Here is a 21,158-nt window from a genome sequence, read left to right on the forward strand (position 1 = left end):
CAGGAGCCTGAATGTATCTCTTGCTAATGATACAAGAATTGTGCGCTTGGGCTCGTAGCGAGCTTGCGGCACTGCGACGGGGACGGTTTTGACTCGGTCACGCTCACTGTCGCTTACGACGCAGAGCCCCGCAGTTCGAACGAACGGCTGCTCCTTCAAGGCTGCTGCACCGGCCGTGCCGCACTGCCGTAAGTCCGCTGTCCGCCCTTCTTTCAGGTCGCCTTCGCTACTGCAGCGACGATTGAGCACTTGCGGCGAACGGCGGGAAGGTCCCGCGAACTGTGAATTCGAGCAGGCAAAGATTATTGCAGCGCGGCGAAAGTCCGGTCTGACGGGCCGCACTGCGGCGAGCACTGTCATGGATGAACGGCAGGAATGGGCCGGTATCGCATGTGAGGTTCCTGGTGTTCTAAGAAACCGGCCCCAACCTCACCTCGAACCCATCGATGACTTGGAAGGGGTAACCCATCTCGCGCGCCACTTCCTGCATCGCATTTGCGTAGCGCAACCAATACGCAGAGCCCGTGGATCGTTTATCAAGATCATCGAGAAATGCCACGATCGTGCTCTTATGGAAATCCAACGGAAGGTCCTGGGTGACCGCCAAATCAATAAACCTGAACATTCCATTGAGGGCAGGTTTATGGAGGTATCCTTTCAGGCCAGTTTCCCCAGATTCAATCGCCCTTGCATGAGTTACAAACTTCTCTGGTGCTTCCATCGCGGCGAGCCGTTCGCTGATCCGCCCGGCACGCACGAATTTCCCCGTCTGTTTATCCTTCATCTTTGTCTTTCTTTCCCTTTCTTGGTTGCACCAGCTGTGGATTCCATTGGTGGAAGAAGGGTAGGACTTTAGAGAAGTATTCCTTTTTCATACCCGGTTTGAGCTGAAGACCTTTTGTCTTGTCCGCGATCTCGGAGATTTCCTCCAACACGAACTGGCGTGCGAGATTGGCAGTTTCCGGGTTGAATTGACCTGGGAACGCCACAGCAAAGCAACGCCAATACCAGGCGATCGCAAACCGGTACTGGCGCAGAGTTGCCTCCGCCACGGGTTTACGCCGCCGCCCCCGGAACCCGATAGGCTCGCCAGCAGCCAGACGACCAACCCATTCCTCAAAGTCCGCCTTGAAGCGCGGCGGCAAGGGCTGTTCTTCATTTGGCGAAGGTTTGAACTGGAGCTGTCCAATCCGTGTTTCAGTCAGACCGAACTCCTCACGAATTTCAGGATGAGCGCGAGCTTTTTCAAAAGCGCCGACACCAGACCTGAACAAGGCGCGCTGAGACTGCTCCAAGCCTTGTTGCGCCCACTCTGCCCAGTCTTGGGTCACTCCTGCAGGTTCGATATCAAGCCTAAGGGCAATCCGGCGCAGCGCCAGAAGGTTGTTCTCATGCACGTACCCAAAATCCCGCTCCCTGCACCAGTCACGCAGCCGTAGCCAATCGTCCTTCGCCTCTTCTTGAACTGCTGACTTTCGGGAAATTTGTCCGGAATACGCTTCCAACCCGGAAATCAGAATATTCCGCCAGACTTGGTACTGTGCCGGATTGCTGAAGTGTTCTGGCAAATCATCCAGATCTTGAGGCCAGGTGTCCTCGAAATCATGGGGATGAACGATGTTCGCAAGATCGCCATTGCATACAAAGGTTTCATGGAATTCAATCGCGGCCTTCAGTCTTGGCCAGTTCCCTTCGGGAAGTCCGTTAGCCTCGCCCCATGATTTCAGTTGTTGAAACATCGTTCCGCTACTCCTTTATCAAGGAGATTGGCCGGTTTTGGGTTTTCCAAAGGAATTTTCTGGCGATATTGTTGTCAGACCTTCAGTTACAAGGGTTGTTGGGCTTCGACAGCTTCCGGGACCAGAGAGAATTGCTTGGTCCGGGGGGGGAACTTATCAATGCGCCCGGATGGCCATTTCGTCTTTTCGTGCTGGATGCGAATGGCCACCGAGGTGTACCCGGGCGCCTTGCCCTCCTGCAGGTAGCCGACGACAAAACGATAGCCGGTTAGATCCGCCAGATGCTGCAAACTGCTTTTAAGCTTTCGATCGACATCCTTGAGTTTGAACGGTACGGGTTCTTCACCCCGGCCTTGAAAACCCTGAGCGAGCATCCAGAATTCCGGGCGCTGCATTCTATGATGCAGTACGGCCTGGAGAAGGACATCCAGATCCAAATCTGTCCGGGCGGTTTTTAGTCTTTCTGCAATCAGCAAAGCGTATCTGTCCATCTCGGACATGAGCTCGAAGCTGAACTTCGAAAACCGCCATCTGACATACCGGTGATCCTTCGTCAAAGCGATGTTATCAAACAGCACCCGTTCCTCCTGCCATAACTCTGTCGCCAACTGAAAATGCCTGGGATCGTTGGATCTGGGAGCGCAGCCAAGGCTGCGATAGGCCTTCAATGGCATCCAGTGTTCCTGATTGCGGGCTACAACCCAATCGATACTCGGCAAGGGCAAAATGATGTGCAACTTCGGCGGTTGTAAGCATGGGATTCTCCCTCTTGGTTCGGGAAGGAGATGCGGTCGTTTGCCGAAACTTTGAAAATACGGGGCCAAATTTTTTCTTGCCGACAGAATGAAGGTGTTTGGATGAGATCAGTGAAGCTGTTTCGCCGACCCGTTCAGGGTTTCCAGGCCGGACGTCATGGTGGTGCGCTGCCATCTCGGGACGATTTGCCTGAGAGAGAGCCTGATCCTTCAATCTGAACAGGATATTTTCCCCGGCACGCGGCACTGCGGTCGCCATCGGCCCGTCAATCAACACGTGTCAGATGTGCCCGAGAGGTGGGCGCAGGTGTGGTGCCATCCACTCAAAACAAAAAACGGCCTCACCAGAGGCCTTTCTACTCTTTCCGGGGTTTCTCTTCTTTCGGGAGGACGGTTTATAGCTTGGTTTCAATGCCTTGACGGGGGGCGGATGCAAATTTCGCAGATGAAAATGCAAGTTTGTCAGCCGAAGATGCAGAAATTTCAGCTCGGTGTGCAGATTTTGCAGATGTCGATGCAGATTTCGCAGGTCCTAACGTCTGACACGGTTGTCAGGGTTCTTCCGTGCATGAAACACGAGAGTTTCCGCGGGCCGTGAACCTCACCGCGCTATGCGAGACCAAGGTTTTTCCGACTTCCAGACCGGGTTTGTTTCTCAAAATTTGAATCGAACGCAACTCCTCATCACGAAGAGGCAACACGTGCCTCGGCCTGCGCGTGCAGGCAATTTGTCAAATCTGATTTGTCAAATGATAGGACAAATCAAAACATGAGGAGCATCCCGATGGCTGCAAATTCCAACTCCGGGCGCAAGAAGTCGTATAACGAGGGACAGGTTTCCAGGGCACTTGCCGATCTCAAAATTCGCGGACTGGAACCTTCCGTCGAAAATGTTGCCCGACACATGATCGAAGAGCAGCATTTGACGGCCAAGCCCCGCCCGGAGGGTTTGCGGCAGATGATCCAGGAAGTTCAGGACGCCAAAGAGGAACAGCGTGTTTTGAAATTGATCGCCGCCCTCCCGAAGTCGGCAACGGATTTCATCGCTCAGGCCATCGACAAGTCTCGCCGTCAACTCGTCACCGGGATCGCCGAGAGCTTCGGTGAGTTGAAGGAACAAAGCACTCTTCCACTTCAGGAAGCGCAAGAACGCTTAAAATCAATGCGTGACGAGCTCCGTAGGAAGCGAGAAGAACACGATGAGTTCAAGAACCGCCTATCCGCCGAGGAAGAAAGGATTGCTGTCCTGGAAACCGAGGTGCAGCGCAAAGACTTGGAACTCGATGATGCGGTTAAGCAGATCATTGCGTTGCGCGCGCAGCTTGAGGCAAAGGATGCCGTGTTGGAAATGTTGCGCCCGCCGGGGCACCAGTAATCCCATCCAGTGTATATGGCCTAATCTCTCAGCGGCTAATTTTTCCGACGTGTTACAGTCCTGAGTTCGTGGCACAGGCTGTTCCGGACCGGATTGCTGCCGTTAACTGATCTCGTCGGCGATCAGCATAGACACCCAGGCATAGAAGCGGATCTTGTCGGCCAGCCGACCCTCCCGCTCAGCCCGGCTCAACGCTGCAATCGGTTCGGCCAGGGTTGCACGATGGACGCTCTTGCCCGCCTTGACCGCGGACACGCCGAGCGCCTTGGCCAAATATGATTTTCGCGTGCATGGCATCCCGAAAGGCATGTTCTACCCTTGGTGTGCCCGCTATGAGGCGTGCGGTGAAGCCGGGCTCGAGGACCGCCGTCCACACCCCGGCCGGGTTTGGAACTGCATCCCCGGCGAGATCCGGCAGGCTCTCGTTGACCTCGCCCTGAATGAGCCGGAACTACCACCGCGTGAGCTGGTATTTAGCAAGCTTCAGGGTACTGTTGATAGCGGACATTGACGTTCGGCAAATCGACAGATCAGACTGTTTGGATATCCCGTATCGTACGCAGCGAGCACTTATGTCGGTAACAAGAAAAAACCACTACGTCCCGCAATGGCATCAAGAAAGGTTCTTCACCCCTGGGAAAACCACGCATGCCCTCCTCGACCTCAACCCACCCACCTTCAAGCGGCGGGACGGAACGGTAGCCAGCGGGCGCTGCCTTTTCGATTCACCCACGTCACGGGCGTTTGTCGCGCAAGACCTCTACTCGACATTCTTCGGGGTCAAGGTCAACGACGAGATCGAGAGAATGTTTTTCGGTGACATCGACAGGCGGGGTGCCGACGCAGTCCGGGCATTCTGCGGCGATGACCAGGGTGCTTGGCATCGACATTTCAAGGATCTCTTCGAATTCTTGGACATCCAAAAGTTGCGGACACCCAAGGGCCTCGCATGGCTACGCCAACAGTATCCGGAGATCGATCGACTCGGTGAGATGTTGCCAGATGTTGCTCAGAACCAGTTGATGGGCGAGATGCAGGCTATCCGCATGCTCAACGTTACGACGTGGACCACCGGAGTTCGGGAGATCGTCTCAGCGGAGCGGGCCAGCGTCAAGTTCATACTTAGCGACCACCCTGTCACGGTCTATAACCATGCCATTTCGCCGTCCGACGCTCGAACCCAGTACCCCGAAGATCCGTCAACCGCACTTAAAGGCTCGCAGACGCTTTACCCGTTGGGGCCGGATCACCTCCTTATCCTGACCAACCTCGAATACGCGAAGAACCCCGGGACGCGCCCCGATGCGAAGCGCACATTCGCACGGAACTACCAGTCGACGATGGTGTCGACGATCGATTTCATTAGAACGCGGTACCTCACCGACGATCAAGTCGCCGAGGTGAACTTCGTGATGAAGGCTCGTGCGAACCGATTTGTCGCCGGATCCCGGCGGGAGGATCTTTTCCCCGAAAAGGTAGTGTCCAAGTCTTGGGCTGACCTGCGTACAACGTTCCTGCCGCCAGCGGACGAGCTCTACAGGTTCGGCGGAGAGATGTATGCCAGCTTTGAGAACGGAGAGGTCTACTACCAGGACGAGTTCGGGCGAACCGAGAAGCCGCGGGAATGGCTGCTGAAGGAGGAACCGAAGACTCTGCTCCGGCCACGCGAGTACTGTCCGTGTGGATCTGGCCAGTCATTCGCGAATTGCTGTCGGAACAAGCCGAAGCACCTGCGCATGTCGTGGACGGAGAGGAGTATCCGTGAGCGCAACATGATGTTCATGGACGCCCTGACCCAGCTTTTCGAATTGGGGACCAAGGATTGGGACACGATCCGACGCGAGATGACTGACGACAAGATCGCGCGGATGTATCGCCTGTACGAGGCGCTGTGGCCACTCGACACTGACCTAATGGCCCTCTTGCCCAAGCCGGACAGCAAGATGCGCTCGGTCTATACAGGATCGCTGCATCCCAAGCTGGTCATGGAGTTCGCGCTCGGGGCACCGCTGTATTTCGGCGAGGTCATTGTCCAGAATCCGTTCTTAATCTCTCGAACCCTCCAGGCGGACAAACGACCCACTGAGCACCCTCGCCAGTACCGAGGCGAAGCTCTCAAATCCATGATGGCCTTCTTTCAGCTTATGCCGCTCGTTGAAGCAGGGCTAATCACGCTGATCCCGGATCCATGCGATTTCGATTTTCACCTCCGAGACCAAATGATGGCCATGGCTCGGGCCCGTTCCAAGAACGTAAAGTTCCGCCCCTCCGACGACCCCAGGCTTGAGGCAGTGATGCAGGAAGACATGCGCCGCATGATGCTGAATATGCCGAAGGACGCCCTTGCTGAGCGCATGTTGGCGATGGCTGGCGACGAAGAGCCAATCGGGATGGATACCCTCGCAGATACCATCGAACAGATGAAGGTCGAAGACATGCTGGCCGTCCTTCAGGACGACCCGCTCACGAGTTGCGGCCAGTTTGAAATCTTGAAGATGGCACCCAACTTCGAGATGGCGATGTACTTGGCCCAGGCCACCGGCGCACAGATCCTGACCGACAGTCCTTTCCGTTGGAGAGAACTCCACACGGCGCTTACAAGGCGGCACCTCGAAACCACCCCTGCTTTGATTCAGTTGCAACACGAGATCTCATCGACCCCAGTCGAATTTCCGGTAGGCCACCAAGCGATATCGCAAGTTTTCGACGACCCTTCGTTCGGCGGGACAGAGTCGCTTTTTCGTGCTGCCTTTGGCTACACGGCTGCTCGTAATGCGGACAAGCTGAAACCGAACTTCGAAGCACACGTCGCCGCACGCTTCCGGCGGCAGCGTGACTCGATGAAAACCTTAATCGACCGCGCCAAAATTCCTGCCGTCGCGGCACGCCTTACTACCGCCTTTCGCTTTGGAGGCTTTCAAGACAACACCATCAACCGGCTGTTGTTAATGTCGGGCTCTGAGCACCACTTGCACGCCGTTCCCATGGCGACGTTAATAGAGCGGTGGGAAGCAGCACCCCCAGCGGATAACGTAAAAGGGGGGCTGAAGGTCAGAACACGAGCTTCCGCCGCCACCAGATAGCCGAAATCGGCAGGCTGCTGCGCGGCGTGTCGCTCCCGACATTCACAGCAGGCTAATGATCTGGTTTCGGCTGCGCAGCTTGGCTCTGACCTTTGACCTGATGAGCCCGTGAAATGGCGATTGAAAATGCGCAGTGGCCTTTTGCCTTGATTCTGGGCCGGAGCTGCGCGCTCCGATGTCTCCGCTGTCCCGCCAATCCGACCTTAGGGGCGGAGAGCCCCGAAGCAGTCTTCGAAAGACTTCGTCGGATCGATCGTCATGCCTGACAGACTTCCGCCAGAAAGTTCATCAAGAATTGCAGAAGGCTGTGGCGCGTTTGGGTGGCTTGTCCCACAGGGGGACGTCAACGAAAGCTCGCAACCTTGACGAGTTTCGTTGTAAGATAGCTCAATCAAACTATCACGGTCATTCATTGCGAGGAAAAATGTCGGCATATGTTGTCTTTGTTCACGGCGTGGCGAACCGTGCAGGCCCGGATTACGAAGCGACGGAGGCGGCCCGCACCGAGCGGTTCCGCAAGCTGGTTTTCGGCACGTCGGTCACGGTGCACAATCCCTACTGGGGTGCGTATGGCGCCAACCCCGAGGGCGGGCGCTACAAGAGCCTGCCGGATTACGACAATCCCGCTGACGACAGCATCGAGGTCCTGTCGGTTGCGCCGCCCCCTACCACCGGCGAAGCGCCGCGGCTGGTGGAGCTTGCCCGCGAGGATTTCCCCGAGACCGTTGACTTGATCTATGACGGCGCGCTGCGCCGGGCGCAGGAGAACGATGGCACACTACCCGACGAAGCCGCCGCGCAGGCGCGCGCCGCGGCGGCCTATGCGCTGGACGACCCGGCCCCGACCTGGATCAAGGTGGATCTGACGGACCATCAATTCCTGGAGCAGCTGGAGATGCGCGCCACGGCCTACGCTCAGTCGCAGCCTGCTGGCGGGGTGGACGAAGTTGAGGTGCTGGGGCTGGGTTCCTGGCTGCGCGACGGTGCACGCGACGTGGTGGACAAGGTGCGCAATGCCGGTGGCCGCGTGGCGCTGGCGGCGGGACGCGACAAGGTGCATGGCGCCATCGCGACATTCATCGGGGATGTGTTTTGCTATCTCAAGGATGGCGCGGGGCGGGCGCCTATCCGCGCGCTGATGCACGAGGAACTGTCGCGCGCGGTCGACAGCGGCAAGCCCATCGTGCTCATCGGTCACAGCATGGGCGGCGTGATCCTCGCGGATTGCTTGGGCGACCCGGAGTTCTGCACCGGTGTCGGCCTGAAAGACGGGAAGACCGTAAAGGCGCTGGTGACGGTCGGATCTCAGCCGGGCTTCTTCCAAGAGTTGGACCTGCTGGGCATGGATCCGACGCCGCACTTGGAGGTGGCGGAACACTGGATCAACGTGTTCGACGAGCTGGACGTACTGTCCTTTCTCGCGGGGCCGATGTTCTCGGGCCGGGTGCGGGACATGATGTTCTCCAGCCGGACGGGCATCCTGGATGCACACAGCGCCTATTTCGCGCGAGTGCAGTTCTACGAGCGACTGCGGCGGCGTCTGCACGAGGTCGGCGTGCCGGTGACGGGCGCGGCATGACGCTGGTCTACGCGCGCGACACCGGCGGCCCGCAAACGCACGCCATCGTCATCGGAGTCGGCCGGTTTCCCTACCTCGACGGGTCGAACGCCGAGCTGATGGAAGAGCTGCGCAAGGTTGAGCCGGTCACCAGCCCGCCGAATAACGCGCGCGCCATCGCGGCGTGGCTGATCGAGGCGGCGGACCGGCTGGTGCCGAAGCTGGGGTCGGTCGAGCTGCTGGTGAGCGAGAAGGACGGCAGCACGGCGCAGTTCCCGCGCGGCGACCATACGCCCCCCGGTCGGCAGAGCGATGACGTGGAGGCCGCCACCGGCGATGCAGTGGAGACGGCGCTGGATGATTGGCTGGCGCGCTGCCAGACACGCGACGATAATCAGGGGTTCGTCTACGGCAGCAGCCACGGGATGCAGGCGCAGGAGCACATCCTGCTGCTGGAGGACGCGGGCAAGCGCGCCTCCGATCCGTGGCGGAATATGCTGTCGCTGAACCACCTGCACCTGAACCTCTACAGGAAAAGGCACAAGCGTAACGTGCTGATCGCCGACTGCTGCCGCAACCTGTTGGAGGAGGGGGTGCTGTCGATGGACTCGTTCTCGGGGCGCCGGATCGGCAACATCTCGGAGACGGAGTACGTGAAGGCGCGTAACGAGGCGGACCGCTTCGTCTACCTGCTGCGGGCCTCGCCGCGCGGCGTGGTGGCCAAGGCGACGCCAAAGGGGCTGGGCTTCCTGACGGAATCGCTGCTTGCGTGTTTTGACGGCGGCGCCGGAGAGCCGCGCCCTCACTTCGGCTGGTGCATCTCGCCTGACCGGCTGCGCAGTTGGGTCGAGGCGGCGGGGCGCTACGGTCTGGGCATCGCCGATGCCGATCTGCGACCGGTGGACGAGGACCCTGGCTGGGACACGACGCCCTTCCTGAAGCTGGAGGGAACCCCGCGCTACCCCGTGCGCGTGCGAGAGGCCGAGCCGCTGGACGTAGGGCGCGCAACACTAACGCTGGAACACGCGGGCAACGGCTTTCACGCAGAGCGCGCGCCGATGATCGTGAAGCCGAAGGCGCTGAGTGCTTGGGTCGACTCCAGCATGGAACCCTACAAGGCCAGCGGCGTGATCGCCGGCATCGGCGAAAGCGCCCCCATGCAGTTGGAGTCGGTGGAAGTGATCGTGTACGGCGGCGGCCAGGACGCCGAATTGAGGAGGTCGTGATGGCGGGCGAAATGGCAAATGACGGCATCGCACAGCTGACGCTGATGAAGGCCAACACCATGCCGTTCCAGGACGTGACCGTGACCGACGCCTCGCATGTGGTGCGCGCACGCGAAACGCTGACGATGAACCGGACGGAGCTGGTGCTGTCGCTGGAGCCTGGGCACTACATGGTCAGCGGCCTGTCGCCAAGCGGCCACCAGGCGCGCATCCCCGTGACGCTGGCACCGGGCGACGACCAGCGCTTTGCCGTCGATCCATTGCAGACCTCGCCGCACGAATGGCTGGCCGAGATCACCGCCCGCCAACAGCTGCCGCGCTCGGCGGCGAACGTCAGTCTCTCGGTGGTTGAGGCGATGGGCTCGCTCCCGCTGGAAGCGCTGAAGGAGGTCAGTCCGCGGTCCTCGCTGTCCCTGCCGTCAGGCGTTGTCTTTCACGCCGCGCGCGGCCAGGTGGCGAACGCGCAGAAGGCGCTGGGCAGGCGCCTGGGCCTGCGCGGCCGCCCGAAACGCAACACCCGCCGCCCGGGCGACGTGAGCCTGCGCAGCTACCTCTGGCATCCCCGAGGGTTGCGCTGGGTCCGCTCGGAACTGATAGACATGGCCCGGGGTGAATACGCGATGGACTACACTTGGCTGCGCTTTCCGCCGCGCCCGGCGCTGGACGATCCTCTGCGTGAGGCGATCCACCTTATCGGTGCCTTCCGGCAGGACCAGCCCGCCCGCTTCATCGCCCTGCCGCTGTTTTCTAAGGGCGCACAACTGGTTCTGTCGCATGGTGGCGCAGGCGGGGCATCGGGCGAAGAGGTATCACGGAGTGGATCGGACAGCCTCGGTGACGGTTCCCCGTCGGATCAGGCGCCGCGCTTCGACTGGTACTTGTCGGCGATCGACAACGACATTGATGCGCTGCTGCAATCGCTGCGGGGGCGCGGCTTCGCTGACACGGACGCGGTGTCCGACGCGGCCTTTGCGGTTGCCGACAAGGCCCTGCACGACAAGATCCACGACCCGGAGGCCGCCGTGGTCGCGGCGCTGTTCCTGCTGCGCCACAGGCGGCTGGACCGCCGCGCAAACTGGGTCGAGAACTTGGCAAGCTGGTTCCCATGGTCGCCCGACGCGCTGGCCCTGGGCGCCTGGACCAACCTGCTGTTCGACACCGGCGACCAGCAGGTAGTCTTGGCCAAGCTCGCCAGAGTACACAAGGCAGGGCCGCCGCAGTTTTTGGCCTCGCGGCGGCTGTTGCGCGACCTCGTGTCGATCTCGCGCAACAGCGACGGAGGAAGCGAAGACGATACGAAAGACACCCGCCATTTGCTGGACGGACTTTGGGCACGGATCGGTCAGGAAATGCAGCACGAACTGGCCGCAGGGCCCTTCCATTCCTTTATGACAGATTTCGGCGCCGACCTGCCCTGACTCGGCAAACGGTTTCGGCGGATGGAACGGTCTTCGAGGTGACGCTCCCGGCCCAGAGCCGACCTTGAGCACGGTTTTCAAATGCTGTGGTCGCAGCCCGCATTCCAGACTTTAGCTGCAACCGCAAAATCGCAATCAGTTTGGAGGACGGGACCGCGGACGAAACGGACCTTCATCCGGCTCGCCCGCCTTTGGTCACCTACAACTGGAACAGGCCCAAGGCACTCACCACATCCCGCCTTGTCGCCTCGGTGCGCTCTCGCGCCCGTTCCGTGCCTTCTTTGATCACATCAAGAATGTATCCCCGGTCCTCGGAGAGCTGTGCCCTACGTTCGCGAATTGGGGCGATGAGCTCCTGAAGGATAGCTTCCAGACGCGCCTTGATCTTGCTATCGCCAAGCCCGCCTTTCTGATACTGAGCCTTCAGCTCGGCAAGCCCGTCCTGATCCTGATCGAAGGCGTCGAGATAGGTAAAGACGACATTGCCCTCGATGCAGCCCGGGTCTTCGACACGCAGGTGGTTCGGATCGGTGAACATCGCCCTGACAGCATTTCGGATCTCCTCGGACGACGCGGACAGCGCAATGGCGTTGCCACCGGATTTCGACATCTTGGCCTTGCCGTCGATACCGGGCAACCGGCCCGCCCTGGGGATGATCGCCCGCGCCTCGGGCAACACGGCGCAGCCTGAGGCTGCGTTGATGCGCCGCACGATCTCGTTCGTTTGCTCGATCAGCGGGGCCTGATCCTCGCCGACCGGCACGACCGTCGCCTTGAAGGCTGTGATGTCCGCCGCCTGTGCCGCCGGATAACACAGAAATCCGGCGGGAATATCCCGTCCGAACCCGCGCACGCGAATTTCGTCCTTGATCGTCGGGTTCCGTTCGAGCCGCGCGACCGTGACGAAGTTCAGGTAGAGCACCGACAGCTCCGCTAACGCCGGAAGATGCGATTGCAGGCAGATGGTGGTGCGACAGGGATCGATGCCCACGGCCAAATAATCCAGCGCGACCTCCATCACGCTGCGCCGCACCTTCTCCGGGTCATGGGCGTTGTCGGTTAGGGCTTGGGTATCCGCCAGAAGCAGAAATTGTTCATGGCTGTCCTGATAGCGCAGCCGGTTTGCAAGCGAGCCTGAATAGTGCCCGATGTGAAGCGGTCCCGTGGTGCGGTCACCTGTCAGAATGGTTGGTCTGTTCATTTGCGTCTTCTCATGAAACGGGAGGCGGCGCATCGGGAATCTCGGAAAACAAAAGGCCGCCCATGCGGCGGCCTCGGAATACGTTTGGTCATCCGGCCACCCTGTCAGGAGGCCAGCCACCAAGTCATTGCGATGATCGTAGTGTTTTCCATAGAACACTGGCTATCGTCTGCGAGATTACTCGTCAATCAAATGATGGAAAGGGCCCGAAACTGACCTCGGATGGGGTGCGGCACGTGCGCGATCGCGGTCGATATGCGATGCAAGGATGGCCCTTTCCCGACCATTACCGCCCAGTAAACGCTGCAGTGCAGCTTCAACAGGCAAGCCATTCGTGTGCAGCGCAGCTTTTTCAACGTACCAATGTGGGTAAAGCGGAACAAAGTTGGCTTTCGCTGCATCTTCACCTGCGTCAGCAGTGTGCGGTTCGCGACCTCAGTGGAAAGTGCCTCCACCGGGTATCAGTCGTTTGCCTGGCAACACGAATATCGCCACTCATTGCGCCGTCTCTGCAAGCCAGGCTTCAAAAGCCAGGGCTGCGGCGGATGCCTCTTTGGAGGCCAGACGGGTAATCCAGTACCTGCCGGTTGCGATCTCCACTTCAAAGGGGCGCGTCAGGCGGCCATCGGCCAGCTGCGCCTGAAACATGCTGTAAGGCAATAGAGCCACGCCCATACCCTTTGCTGCCAGTTCCGCCATGGCGATCGAGGAGTCAAAGACCGGGCCGTCGAGTTTGGAATATTTTGCACCCGCTTCCTGAAACCAGATCGGCCACTCGTCAGAGCGGTAAGATCTCAGCAGCACCTGGTGTGCAAGCGCATCAGGCCCCTCCAGACGGGAGGCAAGCAAGGGACTGCAAAGCGGTGTAAGCGGGGTTTCCATCAAGGGGTGTGCAGTCAGCCCCGGCCAGCGCCCGTGGCCATAACGGATTGCAAGATCCAGACCCTCGCGCGCAATGTCCACCCGGTTGTTGTTGGTGAACAGGCGGATGCTGATCCCCGGGTAACGCTGCTCGAACCCGGGCAGTTGGTCCACCAGCCAGCCAACGGCAAAGGTGGTCACGACGCCAACATTGAGTGTCTCCTGATACCGGCCATCCAGAAAGCGGTCCAGAACGCCGCCGATACGGTCAAAGCTGGAGGTCAGTACCGGCAGCAGTGCCTCCGCTTCGGGTGTCAGGAGCAGCCCTTTCGGCGTGCGGTGAAACAGCTTGACGCCAAGCTGGTCCTCCAACCGCAATATCTGATGGCTTACCGCCGCCTGCGTCACGCACAGCTCGACCGCCGCATTTGTGAAGCTGCCCTGCCGGGCAGCAACCTCAAATGTGCGCAAAGCGTTCAGGGGAATATTCGGGCGGTCCATAGCCATTACTTTTTCTAATGCGGAGTCTGACTATTAGTCGTTTGCCCTGGAAATTGGAAGCGAATAGCCCGCACCCCATGACATGAAACAATGCCAAGGGGCGTCCGCTGCCTGCCGCAGCGCTCTGAAGATCCGCAAGTGACCGTCCGTTTCGGCCTTCGGGGCGGATAGGTCAGTGCGTTTTTTTGAAACCTGAGAACACGGAGAAGACCGATGAAGAAACAATCCTGCGAACTGCTGCGACTATTCGCACTTAGCGGCGCCATCACGCTCGCAACCACGTGTGACCTGGCAGCACAGGGTTTGGAAACTGTTGTTGCAGCCTGGGAAGAACGCCTGGATGCGCGTATCGGTGCCGTGCTGCACGACACCTCATCGGATTGGGAAATTGCTCTGCGCCCGCTGGAGCGCTTCCCCATGAACAGCACCTTCAAGTCCCTTCTTTGCGGCGCGGTTCTGGCCCGCGTTGATGCCGGCGAAGAAGACCTGAACCGGCGCATTCATTTCGATGAGAGTGACTTGGTGACCTATTCTCCAGTTGCCGAACAGCACTTGCCTGGCGGCCTGACAATCGCGGAGCTTTGCGAGGCCACAGTTGCGCTCAGCGACAACACCGCCGCCAATCTGCTGCTTGGCGCGATTGGCGGCCCGGCCGGCCTCACAAGCTTTCTGCGCGAAACCGGCGATCAGACCACCCGTCTTGATCGTTGGGAAACAGAGCTCAACGAGGCGGTGCCGGGAGACCCGCGGGATACGGCGATGCCTTCCGGAATTCTAAAAACGCTTGAGGCCCTGCTCTATGGCGATGTCCTCAAGCCTGCCTCTGCGGCCCAACTGCGCCAATGGATGATAGACGACAAGGTCGCCGATGCACTGATCCGGGCCCATCTGCCGGAGGGGTGGGTTATCGGTGACAAGACCGGTGCAGGCGGCCACGGCTCCCGCGGCATTGTCGCCTTTATTGAACCGCCGGCCGGCGGCCCCTACATGGCGGCCGTCTACATCACCGAAAGCGATGCCGACTTTGAGCTGCGCAATCAGGTGATCTCGGAGATCGGTGCAGCCATGATTGCCGAAATCGAAGCCCGGTAGAAACTTAAAAAGGGGGAGGTCGGTACTTGGCTGCTGCCCTCCCCCCTCCTTTCTGACATCAAAACTTGAGAAGCATCATGAGAACAATCACTCGGCGGGGCTTCCTGGCAGGACTTGCCTGCGCTCAGGCAATTTCAGCCAACGCCGGAGCAACCGCGCACGGATACAGAACGCTGTATCCACGGACCTATGACGATGGGCTGATCCCGCGCTTTTCCTTTGAGGTGATAGAAATGAGCCTCGGCGGACGTCTCGGGGCTTATGTCCTGGATCTGGAGACCGGCCGCAGCAGCAGCTGGTCGTCAAATGCTGAGTTTGATGCAACGCCGGTCGCCGGTCCGATGCTGATTGCAGCGGTGCAATGGGCCATTGCTGAGGGCAAGCTGCAAGGGACCGGACGCTACAGCACGTGTCCTGCCGCGGGAGTGTTCCACCGGGCCGCACCAGATGATCTGTGTTCCTCAATGGCCGCAGCACCAGACCCGGCAACCACGGCGGCCCTTCACAAGATCCTCGCGGACAGGCAGCTGTTGTCCGGTTTCCTGCGGCACTTGGACGGCGGGCGGAAAGAGCCGGAGTCTGCGACGGCCGGGGTGATTTCCTGCGCTGCAGAACTATCGGTTGCCGCTACGCCGCGGGATATTGTGGAAAGCCTCAAATATGTTTTCAGCATGGTGGGAAACGGTTCGGCTCACCACCTCTTGCGGCAAAATGCGCGGATGGGGTCGTCCACTGGCACGGGGCTGCGTTCAGGGGTTCCCGGCGCCTGGCCTGTGTTCTGCCAAACATCAGTCACTCAGGATGGCAAGGCCGCGTCGGTGGCGGCTGTCTTCCCACCCTCGCGGGCTCCACTGTTAATGTCCTTTTTTATCGCCGGTAGCAAACATGGGTCGCTTATCCTGAACGATCATTTGGCCGAGCTTGCCCGTATCGTCACAACCAACCTTTTGCTGCCCTCCTTGGATCCCTATCCCGATGATTAAACCCCTGCTTCTATCCGTTCTGCCTTACGCACTTTCCGACGCAATTCCTGCAAGCGCGAGCGCCGACAGCATCGCGGCTGCCAGCTGGAGCGAAAACAAATGCGCTCTCTACCGGAGCGCTGTTGATGATGCGGTGAGCATTCTTGGAGCCGCAGGGATGCGCCCGGGATTTCTGGAGCAAAACGAACAGTTCATTACCGGCGGCTGCCAAGACCGGGGAAACATCTGCCCGCAATCGGAGAAAGAGATAGAGCTCGCAAACCTTCTGACCATTATGACGATGAACGAAGGCATGGCCAGCACCTTCGTTCCTTTCGGATGTGATGACTGAAGACGCCGGAGAGCTGCTTTGCAGAGTTATCACTTGCCTGTGCCGCGCGCAGCATTTGACAAGATGGGCTCAAACCGGCCGGTCTCCGCGCCGCGGCGGCAATGGGCGCGTCCTTCAGGCCCTGGTGGGCGAGGCCGGCCCTTTCCTGCCTTTGATTGTCCTCTAAGTTGCTGCGCTGCGGCTTCCACGGTCTGGCCGTGCAGCCAGCGCGCAGCATCTAAGATGAAACTTCCGGCGCAGCTGTACGCATTCCCGATACGTAAGAAAGGGTGTAGCTTCCCCCTATAATTACTAAGCAGGCGAGCCTGCATAATCAGGAAGCGCTTTCCTTCCTTTGCAGGGCATCCATCCGCAGTGCGGCAAGCAGATCATGAAAGCGGTCGCCTTGAACAAGCACATGGTCCCGCATGGCCTTGCCAGCGGCTTGATCGTCCCCGCTGCGAATGGCTGCAATCACAGGTTAGTGAGGTTGTCATCGAAGATTTGGCAAATTCACATTTTCTGCTCTTTCCACTGTGGCCCATACCTGCCGTACGTAAACGGCACAGCGTCCGTTGGCCCCAATCCTACTCGACAATCACTTGCAGCGGGTGCCAGCCGCTGTAACGTGGCTTTGGTGTGAGGCTGGCGGATGGGAGCTGTGATGACCGACGAGTGTATCTTTTGCCGAATTGCCGAGGCCGACTTGCCCGCACACAAGGTTTTCGAGGACGATCTGGTGATTGCGTTTCTCGATCTCCATCCGATCCGCGAAGGCCATGCGTTGATCATCCCCAAGCAGCACTATCCCTGGTTCGAAGATCTGCCAGAGATCACCGCAGCGCGGATCATGGCCGTTGGGCAGCGGCTGGGGCGGGCGATGAAACGGGAATGGGGCGTCGAACGGGTTTCGTTTTTCTACACCGGAATTCACGTGCCGCACGCGCATGCCCATGTGGTGCCGATGTTTCACCGCCACGATGTCTCTTCGGCGCGGTATCTCGAAGACGGGATCGAGGCGTTTTCTCTGCCGCCGAGCCCCGGCGGCGCGGCACTCGCGCAGACGGCGGACCGTATCCGGGCGCAACTGGCGGAGGCCGGCTGAACGGAATACCCCCGGACGAGGTTTGGCGGCCGCGCGCTGATGCGAAGTCAAATCGCAATCTGTGCCGTCAGATAGACCGCAACTGCAGCGACAAACGCCGGAAATGACGAAGGGTGTTCGCGGGAAAATTCTTCCTCAAGAACCACCAGGACAATCCCCCCGGCGACAAAGGCCAGCAGCAGCGTGACACTCGTCGGCGAGATCAGCGTCAGGACACCGACGATCCAGCCGAATAGGATTGCCACGGTCAGCACCCACCGGCCGATGCGCTGATAAACTCCCTTGTGGATGTCCATCATCCGATAGTCCACGACGAGGAAGTGGACCGCCATCGAGACCACAAAGACCGCCATGGAAACCGGGTTTTCCATCTGCACGATCAAATAGCCGATGACGGCCTTGTAGACGGTGTAGGACGCAAGGTGAATCGTCACTCGAAGCCCGGTTGCCTCGTGGCCTGCGTGGGCGCCGTTTGCACTGCCCGGTTTCTCGACCAGCCTTTCCAGCCCGTAAAACGTAACCAGACCAATCAGCAGTGGCAGGAACGGGTTGTCCTTCAGAATATCCGCCGTTCGGCCAAGCGTATCCGGAAGATATGCCGTGCCCTCAACGATCTTGGGCAAGAGGCCGAGAAACACATAACTGATCGAGATGCCGTCGGCAAAGGACAGCCAGTATTTCTGGGGCAGTTGACGCTTCTTCCAGCGGAACATGTCCGCCAGCACGTGGATCAAGCCGAGCAACACGACCGAAGCCAGAGACAGGCCAATCAGGGCTGTGTCGTTCATGTGATTTCCCTCCGGGGACTATGTTGACTGCTGAGACAGGCGCTAAGAGGCAAGGTGCTGCGCATGGAACCGAAGATGGTCATCAACGAAACTGGCGATGAAGTAGTAGCTGTGGTCATAACCGTCGCGCCGGTTGAGCTTTAACGGGTAGCCGCTGGCCTTGGCCGCCGCCTCCAGCGTTTCCGGCTGCAATTGTTCATCCAGGAACGCGTCAGCATCGCCCTGATCTACAAGTGCCGGTACGAATTGCGTTGCCTTGCGCATCAGCAGGCTCGCGTCATATTCGGACCACGCGCTGGCATCCTCATCCAAATAGGCCGTCAGCGCCTTGCGGCCCCAAGGGCAATTGACCGGATTGCTGATCGGGCTGAACGCCGACACCGACCGAAAGCGGCCCGGATTGCGCAAGGCCAGCACCAGGGCGCCGTGACCGCCCATCGAATGGCCCATGACCGAAGCTGAACCGCTGACCGGAAAGGCCGCCTCGACCAGCTGCGGCAGCTCGTCCAGAACATAGTCATACATATGGTAATGGCGGTTCCAGGGCGGCCGCGTCGCGTTGACATAAAACCCAGCGCCCTGGCCGAGGTCATAGCTGTCGTCGTTGGCAACCGCGTCGCCGCGCGGGCTGGTGTCCGGTGCCACGAGTGCGATGCCCAATTCCGCTGCGATGCGCTGCGCACCTGCCTTATGCATGAAGTTCTCATCGGTGCAGGTCAGCCCGGACAGCCAGTAGACCACCGGAACTTTCTGCCCGTTCGCGGTCTGCGGCGGCAAGTAGATCGCAAACCGCATGTCACAGTTCAGCACTTCCGAAGAATGGGTGTAGTGCTTGGTCCAGCCGCCAAAGCTCTTGCTGACGCTTGTAATTTCCAGTGACATTCCGGGCCTCGAAATCATAAGTGCTTGCTGCGCCGTTGCCGACGCAGCCATGGGATTGCGGTCGGGTTACTTGTCGAAGTGAATGACGGTGCGGATGCTCTTGCCTTCGTGCATCAGCTCAAACGCTTCGTTGATGTCATCAAGGCCCATGGTGTGGGTGATGAAATCGTTTAGCCTGAATTCGCCCTGCATGTAGCGCTCGACGTAATCGGGCAGCTCCGACCGGCCCTTGACGCCGCCAAAGGCAGATCCGCGCCAGACCCGGCCGGTGACCAGCTGGAACGGACGGGTCGAGATCTCCTGACCGGCGCCGGCGACGCCGATGACCACGGATTCACCCCAGCCCTTATGGCAGCACTCCAGCGCCGAGCGCATAACGTTGACGTTGCCGATGCATTCAAAGGAATAGTCGACGCCGCCGTCGGTCAGCTCGACAATCACGTCCTGGATCGGCTTGTCATGATCCTTGGGATTGATGAAGTCGGTGGCGCCCAACTTACAGGCGAGGTCGAATTTGCTTTCATTGATATCGATCACGATGATCCGGCTGGCCTTGGCCATTGTTGCGCCTATCACCGCCGACAGGCCGATGCCGCCCATGCCGAAAATCGCAACGGTCGCGCCTTCTTCGACCTTGGCGGTGTTCATCACAGCACCCATGCCGGTGGTCACACCGCAGCCCAGCAGGCACACCTCTTCCAGCGGCGCTGCGGGGTTCACCTTTGCCAGCGAAATTTCCGGCAGGACGGTGTATTCCGAGAAGGTCGAGCAGCCCATGTAGTGAAAGATCGGCTCGCCATCCTTGTAGAAACGGGTGGTGCCGTCGGGCATCAGGCCCTTGCCCTGGGTCTCGCGGATCTTCTGGCACAGGTTGGTCTTGCCGGATTTGCAGAATTTGCATTCGCCGCATTCCGGCGTGTAGAGCGGAATGACGTGGTCACCGACGGCAACGCTGGTGACGCCCTCGCCGATAGATTCAACGATGCCGCCGCCTTCGTGGCCCAGAACGGCGGGAAAGATGCCTTCCGGGTCATCACCGGACAAGGTGAAGGCGTCGGTGTGGCAGACGCCGGTGGCAATGATGCGCACCCGGACCTCTCCGGCCTGTGGTGGCATCACGTCGATTTCTTCAATGGAGAGCGGTTGTTTCGGGCCCCAGGCGATGGCCGCCTTGGATTTGATGATGTCGGTCATAGGGGTGTGCCTTGCAGTTGGAACAGTTGGCTTTCCCGGCTTGCCGCCGGGCTCGGTTTCGATGATGGCGATGTAAACTATTTCCGAACGAAGTTAATTTGCTCATTCCGTAAATGACTATTGCGATTTCGCAATAATGAGGGCAGGCACAGGGCACGGGTTTTGAAAGGAAACAGGATGTTTAGCTGGGAAGGCGTCACTGAATTCGTGGCGGTTGCCGAGGCCGGCAGCTTCACCGCGGCCGCCGGCCGTTTGGGGATTTCCACCGCACAAGTCAGCCGCCAGGTCGGCGCGCTGGAAACCCGGCTCGCGGTCAAGCTGTTTTACCGCACCACGCGCAGGGTCTCGATCACCGAGACCGGGCAGATCTACTACAATCACTGCCGGCAGGTGCTTGACGGTCTGGCCGAGGCCGAGCGCGCGGTCACCGACCTGCACCAGGCCCCCAGGGGCCGTCTCAACCTGACCGCGCCGGTGACCTACGGCGAAAACCGGATCGCGCCGCTGGTCAATGATTTTGCCGTCCGCTACCCCGATCTGGAGGTCAGCCTGACACTGACCAACCGCAGGCTCGACCTCGTGGCCGAGCGCTTTGACCTGGCCATCCGGCTCGGGGACCTCGAAGACAGCTCCATGATGGCCAAGCGGCTGGCGTCGAGAGCACACCACGTTTGTGCCTCGCCGGGTTATCTTTCAGAGAGGGGCACGCCCCATACGCTGTCCGAGCTGGACCAGCACAACTGCCTGCAAGGGACGCTGGATTTCTGGCGGTTTCATGAGCAGGGCAAGCCCCGCCATATCCGAGTCACCGGCAGCCTCCGCTGCAACAGCGGCTGGTCGCTGGTTGACGCGGCACTGAAGGGGATCGGTATCATCCAATTGCCGGACTACTACGTTCAAGACCGGATTGAGGCGGCTGAGTTAGTTCCGGTGCTGGAACGTTTCCGCGCTCCCGACGACGGCATCTGGGCGATATACCCTCATAACCGTCACTTGTCCCCGAAGGTACGGCTGCTGCTGGATCACCTTAGCAAAGGCTTGAGCTCTTGAGCCCAAGTAGGAAAGTACTCCTCTGAAAACATGAGAG

22 protein-coding genes are annotated in these 21,158 nt (G+C 59.6%); 11 read left to right on the forward strand and 11 right to left on the reverse strand.

Translation table 11 applies throughout. The features are described 5' to 3' along the window. Positions 1–409: 409 nt before the first annotated feature. The 4 genes from AC5STI_RS04430 to AC5STI_RS04445 all read right to left on the reverse strand — a co-directional run bounded on the left by AC5STI_RS04430 (position 410) and on the right by AC5STI_RS04445 (position 2,753). Positions 410–784, reverse strand: a complete 375-nt coding sequence (locus AC5STI_RS04430) for a hypothetical protein (protein WP_495445731.1) — start codon at positions 782–784, stop codon at positions 410–412. Then, positions 774–1,739, reverse strand: coding sequence for a hypothetical protein (locus AC5STI_RS04435; RefSeq protein WP_495445732.1), 966 nt, complete (start codon positions 1,737–1,739; stop codon positions 774–776). The genes AC5STI_RS04430 and AC5STI_RS04435 overlap by 11 nt, the downstream gene beginning before the upstream one ends. An 86-nt stretch (positions 1,740–1,825) precedes the next feature. Next, a complete protein-coding gene (locus AC5STI_RS04440) occupies positions 1,826–2,317 on the reverse strand; it encodes a hypothetical protein (protein WP_495445733.1) in 492 nt (163 codons plus the stop codon). Then, on the reverse strand, positions 2,307–2,753 hold the full coding sequence (locus AC5STI_RS04445; protein ID WP_495445734.1) for a hypothetical protein: 447 nt from the start codon (positions 2,751–2,753) through the stop codon (positions 2,307–2,309). Before AC5STI_RS04445 ends, AC5STI_RS04440 begins: the two co-directional genes overlap by 11 nt. 525 nt (positions 2,754–3,278) lie before the next feature. Here AC5STI_RS04445 and AC5STI_RS04450 point away from each other — a divergent pair. Beyond that, positions 3,279–3,869 (forward strand): hypothetical protein, encoded by a 591-nt coding sequence (locus AC5STI_RS04450; RefSeq protein WP_495445735.1) that lies wholly within the window; start codon positions 3,279–3,281, stop codon positions 3,867–3,869. A 102-nt stretch (positions 3,870–3,971) separates the two neighbouring features. Here the strand turns inward: AC5STI_RS04450 and AC5STI_RS04455 are convergent, their stop codons facing one another. Next, on the reverse strand, positions 3,972–4,178 hold the full coding sequence (locus tag AC5STI_RS04455) for an ATP-binding protein (protein WP_495445736.1): 207 nt from the start codon (positions 4,176–4,178) through the stop codon (positions 3,972–3,974). On the opposite strand from AC5STI_RS04455, the gene AC5STI_RS04460 reads away from it, so the two are divergent. The 5 genes from AC5STI_RS04460 to AC5STI_RS04480 all read left to right on the forward strand — a co-directional run bounded on the left by AC5STI_RS04460 (position 4,177) and on the right by AC5STI_RS04480 (position 11,154). After that, positions 4,177–4,380 (forward strand): helix-turn-helix domain-containing protein, encoded by a 204-nt coding sequence (locus AC5STI_RS04460; protein WP_495445737.1) that lies wholly within the window; start codon positions 4,177–4,179, stop codon positions 4,378–4,380. The two genes, AC5STI_RS04455 and AC5STI_RS04460, sit on opposite strands and share 2 nt — an antisense overlap. Next, entirely contained in the window at positions 4,310–6,952 is a 2,643-nt protein-coding gene (locus AC5STI_RS04465; protein WP_495445738.1) for a DUF4238 domain-containing protein, read from the forward strand. The genes AC5STI_RS04460 and AC5STI_RS04465 overlap by 71 nt, the downstream gene beginning before the upstream one ends. 424 nt (positions 6,953–7,376) lie before the next feature. Then, a complete protein-coding gene (locus AC5STI_RS04470; RefSeq protein WP_495445739.1) occupies positions 7,377–8,531 on the forward strand; it encodes a hypothetical protein in 1,155 nt (384 codons plus the stop codon). Continuing rightward, the gene (locus tag AC5STI_RS04475; RefSeq protein ID WP_495445740.1) at positions 8,528–9,736 is read left to right on the forward strand and encodes a caspase family protein; all 1,209 of its coding nucleotides are present in this window, start codon (positions 8,528–8,530) and stop codon (positions 9,734–9,736) included. Before AC5STI_RS04470 ends, AC5STI_RS04475 begins: the two co-directional genes overlap by 4 nt. Further along, positions 9,736–11,154: a hypothetical protein gene (locus tag AC5STI_RS04480; protein ID WP_495445741.1), complete on the forward strand. Its 1,419-nt coding sequence runs from the start codon at positions 9,736–9,738 to the stop codon at positions 11,152–11,154. Before AC5STI_RS04475 ends, AC5STI_RS04480 begins: the two co-directional genes overlap by 1 nt. A gap of 199 nt (positions 11,155–11,353) precedes the next feature. Here the strand turns inward: AC5STI_RS04480 and trpS are convergent, their stop codons facing one another. Both trpS and AC5STI_RS04490 read right to left on the reverse strand, forming a co-directional pair. Next, a complete protein-coding gene (gene trpS / locus AC5STI_RS04485; RefSeq protein WP_495445742.1) occupies positions 11,354–12,355 on the reverse strand; it encodes a tryptophan--tRNA ligase in 1,002 nt (333 codons plus the stop codon). Between the two features lie 495 nt (positions 12,356–12,850). Further along, positions 12,851–13,723, reverse strand: a complete 873-nt coding sequence (locus AC5STI_RS04490; protein WP_495445743.1) for a LysR family transcriptional regulator — start codon at positions 13,721–13,723, stop codon at positions 12,851–12,853. Positions 13,724–13,930: 207 nt separating this feature from the next. Here AC5STI_RS04490 and bla point away from each other — a divergent pair, with 207 nt between their 5' ends. From bla to AC5STI_RS04505, 3 genes are all read left to right on the forward strand, one after another. After that, positions 13,931–14,809 carry a class A beta-lactamase gene (gene bla, locus AC5STI_RS04495; protein ID WP_495445744.1) on the forward strand — a complete coding sequence of 293 codons (879 nt, stop codon included), beginning with the start codon at positions 13,931–13,933 and terminating at the stop codon, positions 14,807–14,809. Between the two features lie 77 nt (positions 14,810–14,886). Further along, positions 14,887–15,792: a serine hydrolase gene (locus tag AC5STI_RS04500; RefSeq protein ID WP_495445745.1), complete on the forward strand. Its 906-nt coding sequence runs from the start codon at positions 14,887–14,889 to the stop codon at positions 15,790–15,792. Next, positions 15,785–16,123, forward strand: coding sequence for a hypothetical protein (locus tag AC5STI_RS04505; protein ID WP_495445746.1), 339 nt, complete (start codon positions 15,785–15,787; stop codon positions 16,121–16,123). Before AC5STI_RS04500 ends, AC5STI_RS04505 begins: the two co-directional genes overlap by 8 nt. Positions 16,124–16,436: 313 nt before the next feature. Here AC5STI_RS04505 and AC5STI_RS04510 read toward each other — a convergent pair whose 3' ends face one another. Beyond that, entirely contained in the window at positions 16,437–16,580 is a 144-nt protein-coding gene (locus AC5STI_RS04510; RefSeq protein WP_495445747.1) for a hypothetical protein, read from the reverse strand. Positions 16,581–16,766: 186 nt separating this feature from the next. On the opposite strand from AC5STI_RS04510, the gene AC5STI_RS04515 reads away from it, so the two are divergent. Further along, positions 16,767–17,207, forward strand: coding sequence for an HIT family protein (locus tag AC5STI_RS04515; protein WP_495445748.1), 441 nt, complete (start codon positions 16,767–16,769; stop codon positions 17,205–17,207). A gap of 47 nt (positions 17,208–17,254) precedes the next feature. On the opposite strand, the gene AC5STI_RS04520 is transcribed toward AC5STI_RS04515, so the two are convergent. The 3 genes from AC5STI_RS04520 to AC5STI_RS04530 all read right to left on the reverse strand — a co-directional run bounded on the left by AC5STI_RS04520 (position 17,255) and on the right by AC5STI_RS04530 (position 20,059). Then, the gene (locus AC5STI_RS04520; protein ID WP_495445749.1) at positions 17,255–17,995 is read right to left on the reverse strand and encodes a hypothetical protein; all 741 of its coding nucleotides are present in this window, start codon (positions 17,993–17,995) and stop codon (positions 17,255–17,257) included. 42 nt (positions 17,996–18,037) lie between these two features. Beyond that, a complete protein-coding gene (fghA, locus tag AC5STI_RS04525) occupies positions 18,038–18,871 on the reverse strand; it encodes an S-formylglutathione hydrolase (protein ID WP_495447726.1) in 834 nt (277 codons plus the stop codon). 72 nt (positions 18,872–18,943) lie between these two features. Beyond that, positions 18,944–20,059 (reverse strand): S-(hydroxymethyl)glutathione dehydrogenase/class III alcohol dehydrogenase, encoded by a 1,116-nt coding sequence (locus tag AC5STI_RS04530; protein ID WP_495447727.1) that lies wholly within the window; start codon positions 20,057–20,059, stop codon positions 18,944–18,946. A 189-nt stretch (positions 20,060–20,248) separates the two neighbouring features. On the opposite strand from AC5STI_RS04530, the gene AC5STI_RS04535 reads away from it, so the two are divergent. After that, positions 20,249–21,121 (forward strand): LysR family transcriptional regulator, encoded by an 873-nt coding sequence (locus AC5STI_RS04535; protein WP_495445750.1) that lies wholly within the window; start codon positions 20,249–20,251, stop codon positions 21,119–21,121. The last annotated feature ends 37 nt before the right edge of the window (positions 21,122–21,158 follow it).

The organism is Leisingera sp. CC-HEC096 (assembly GCF_059429235.1).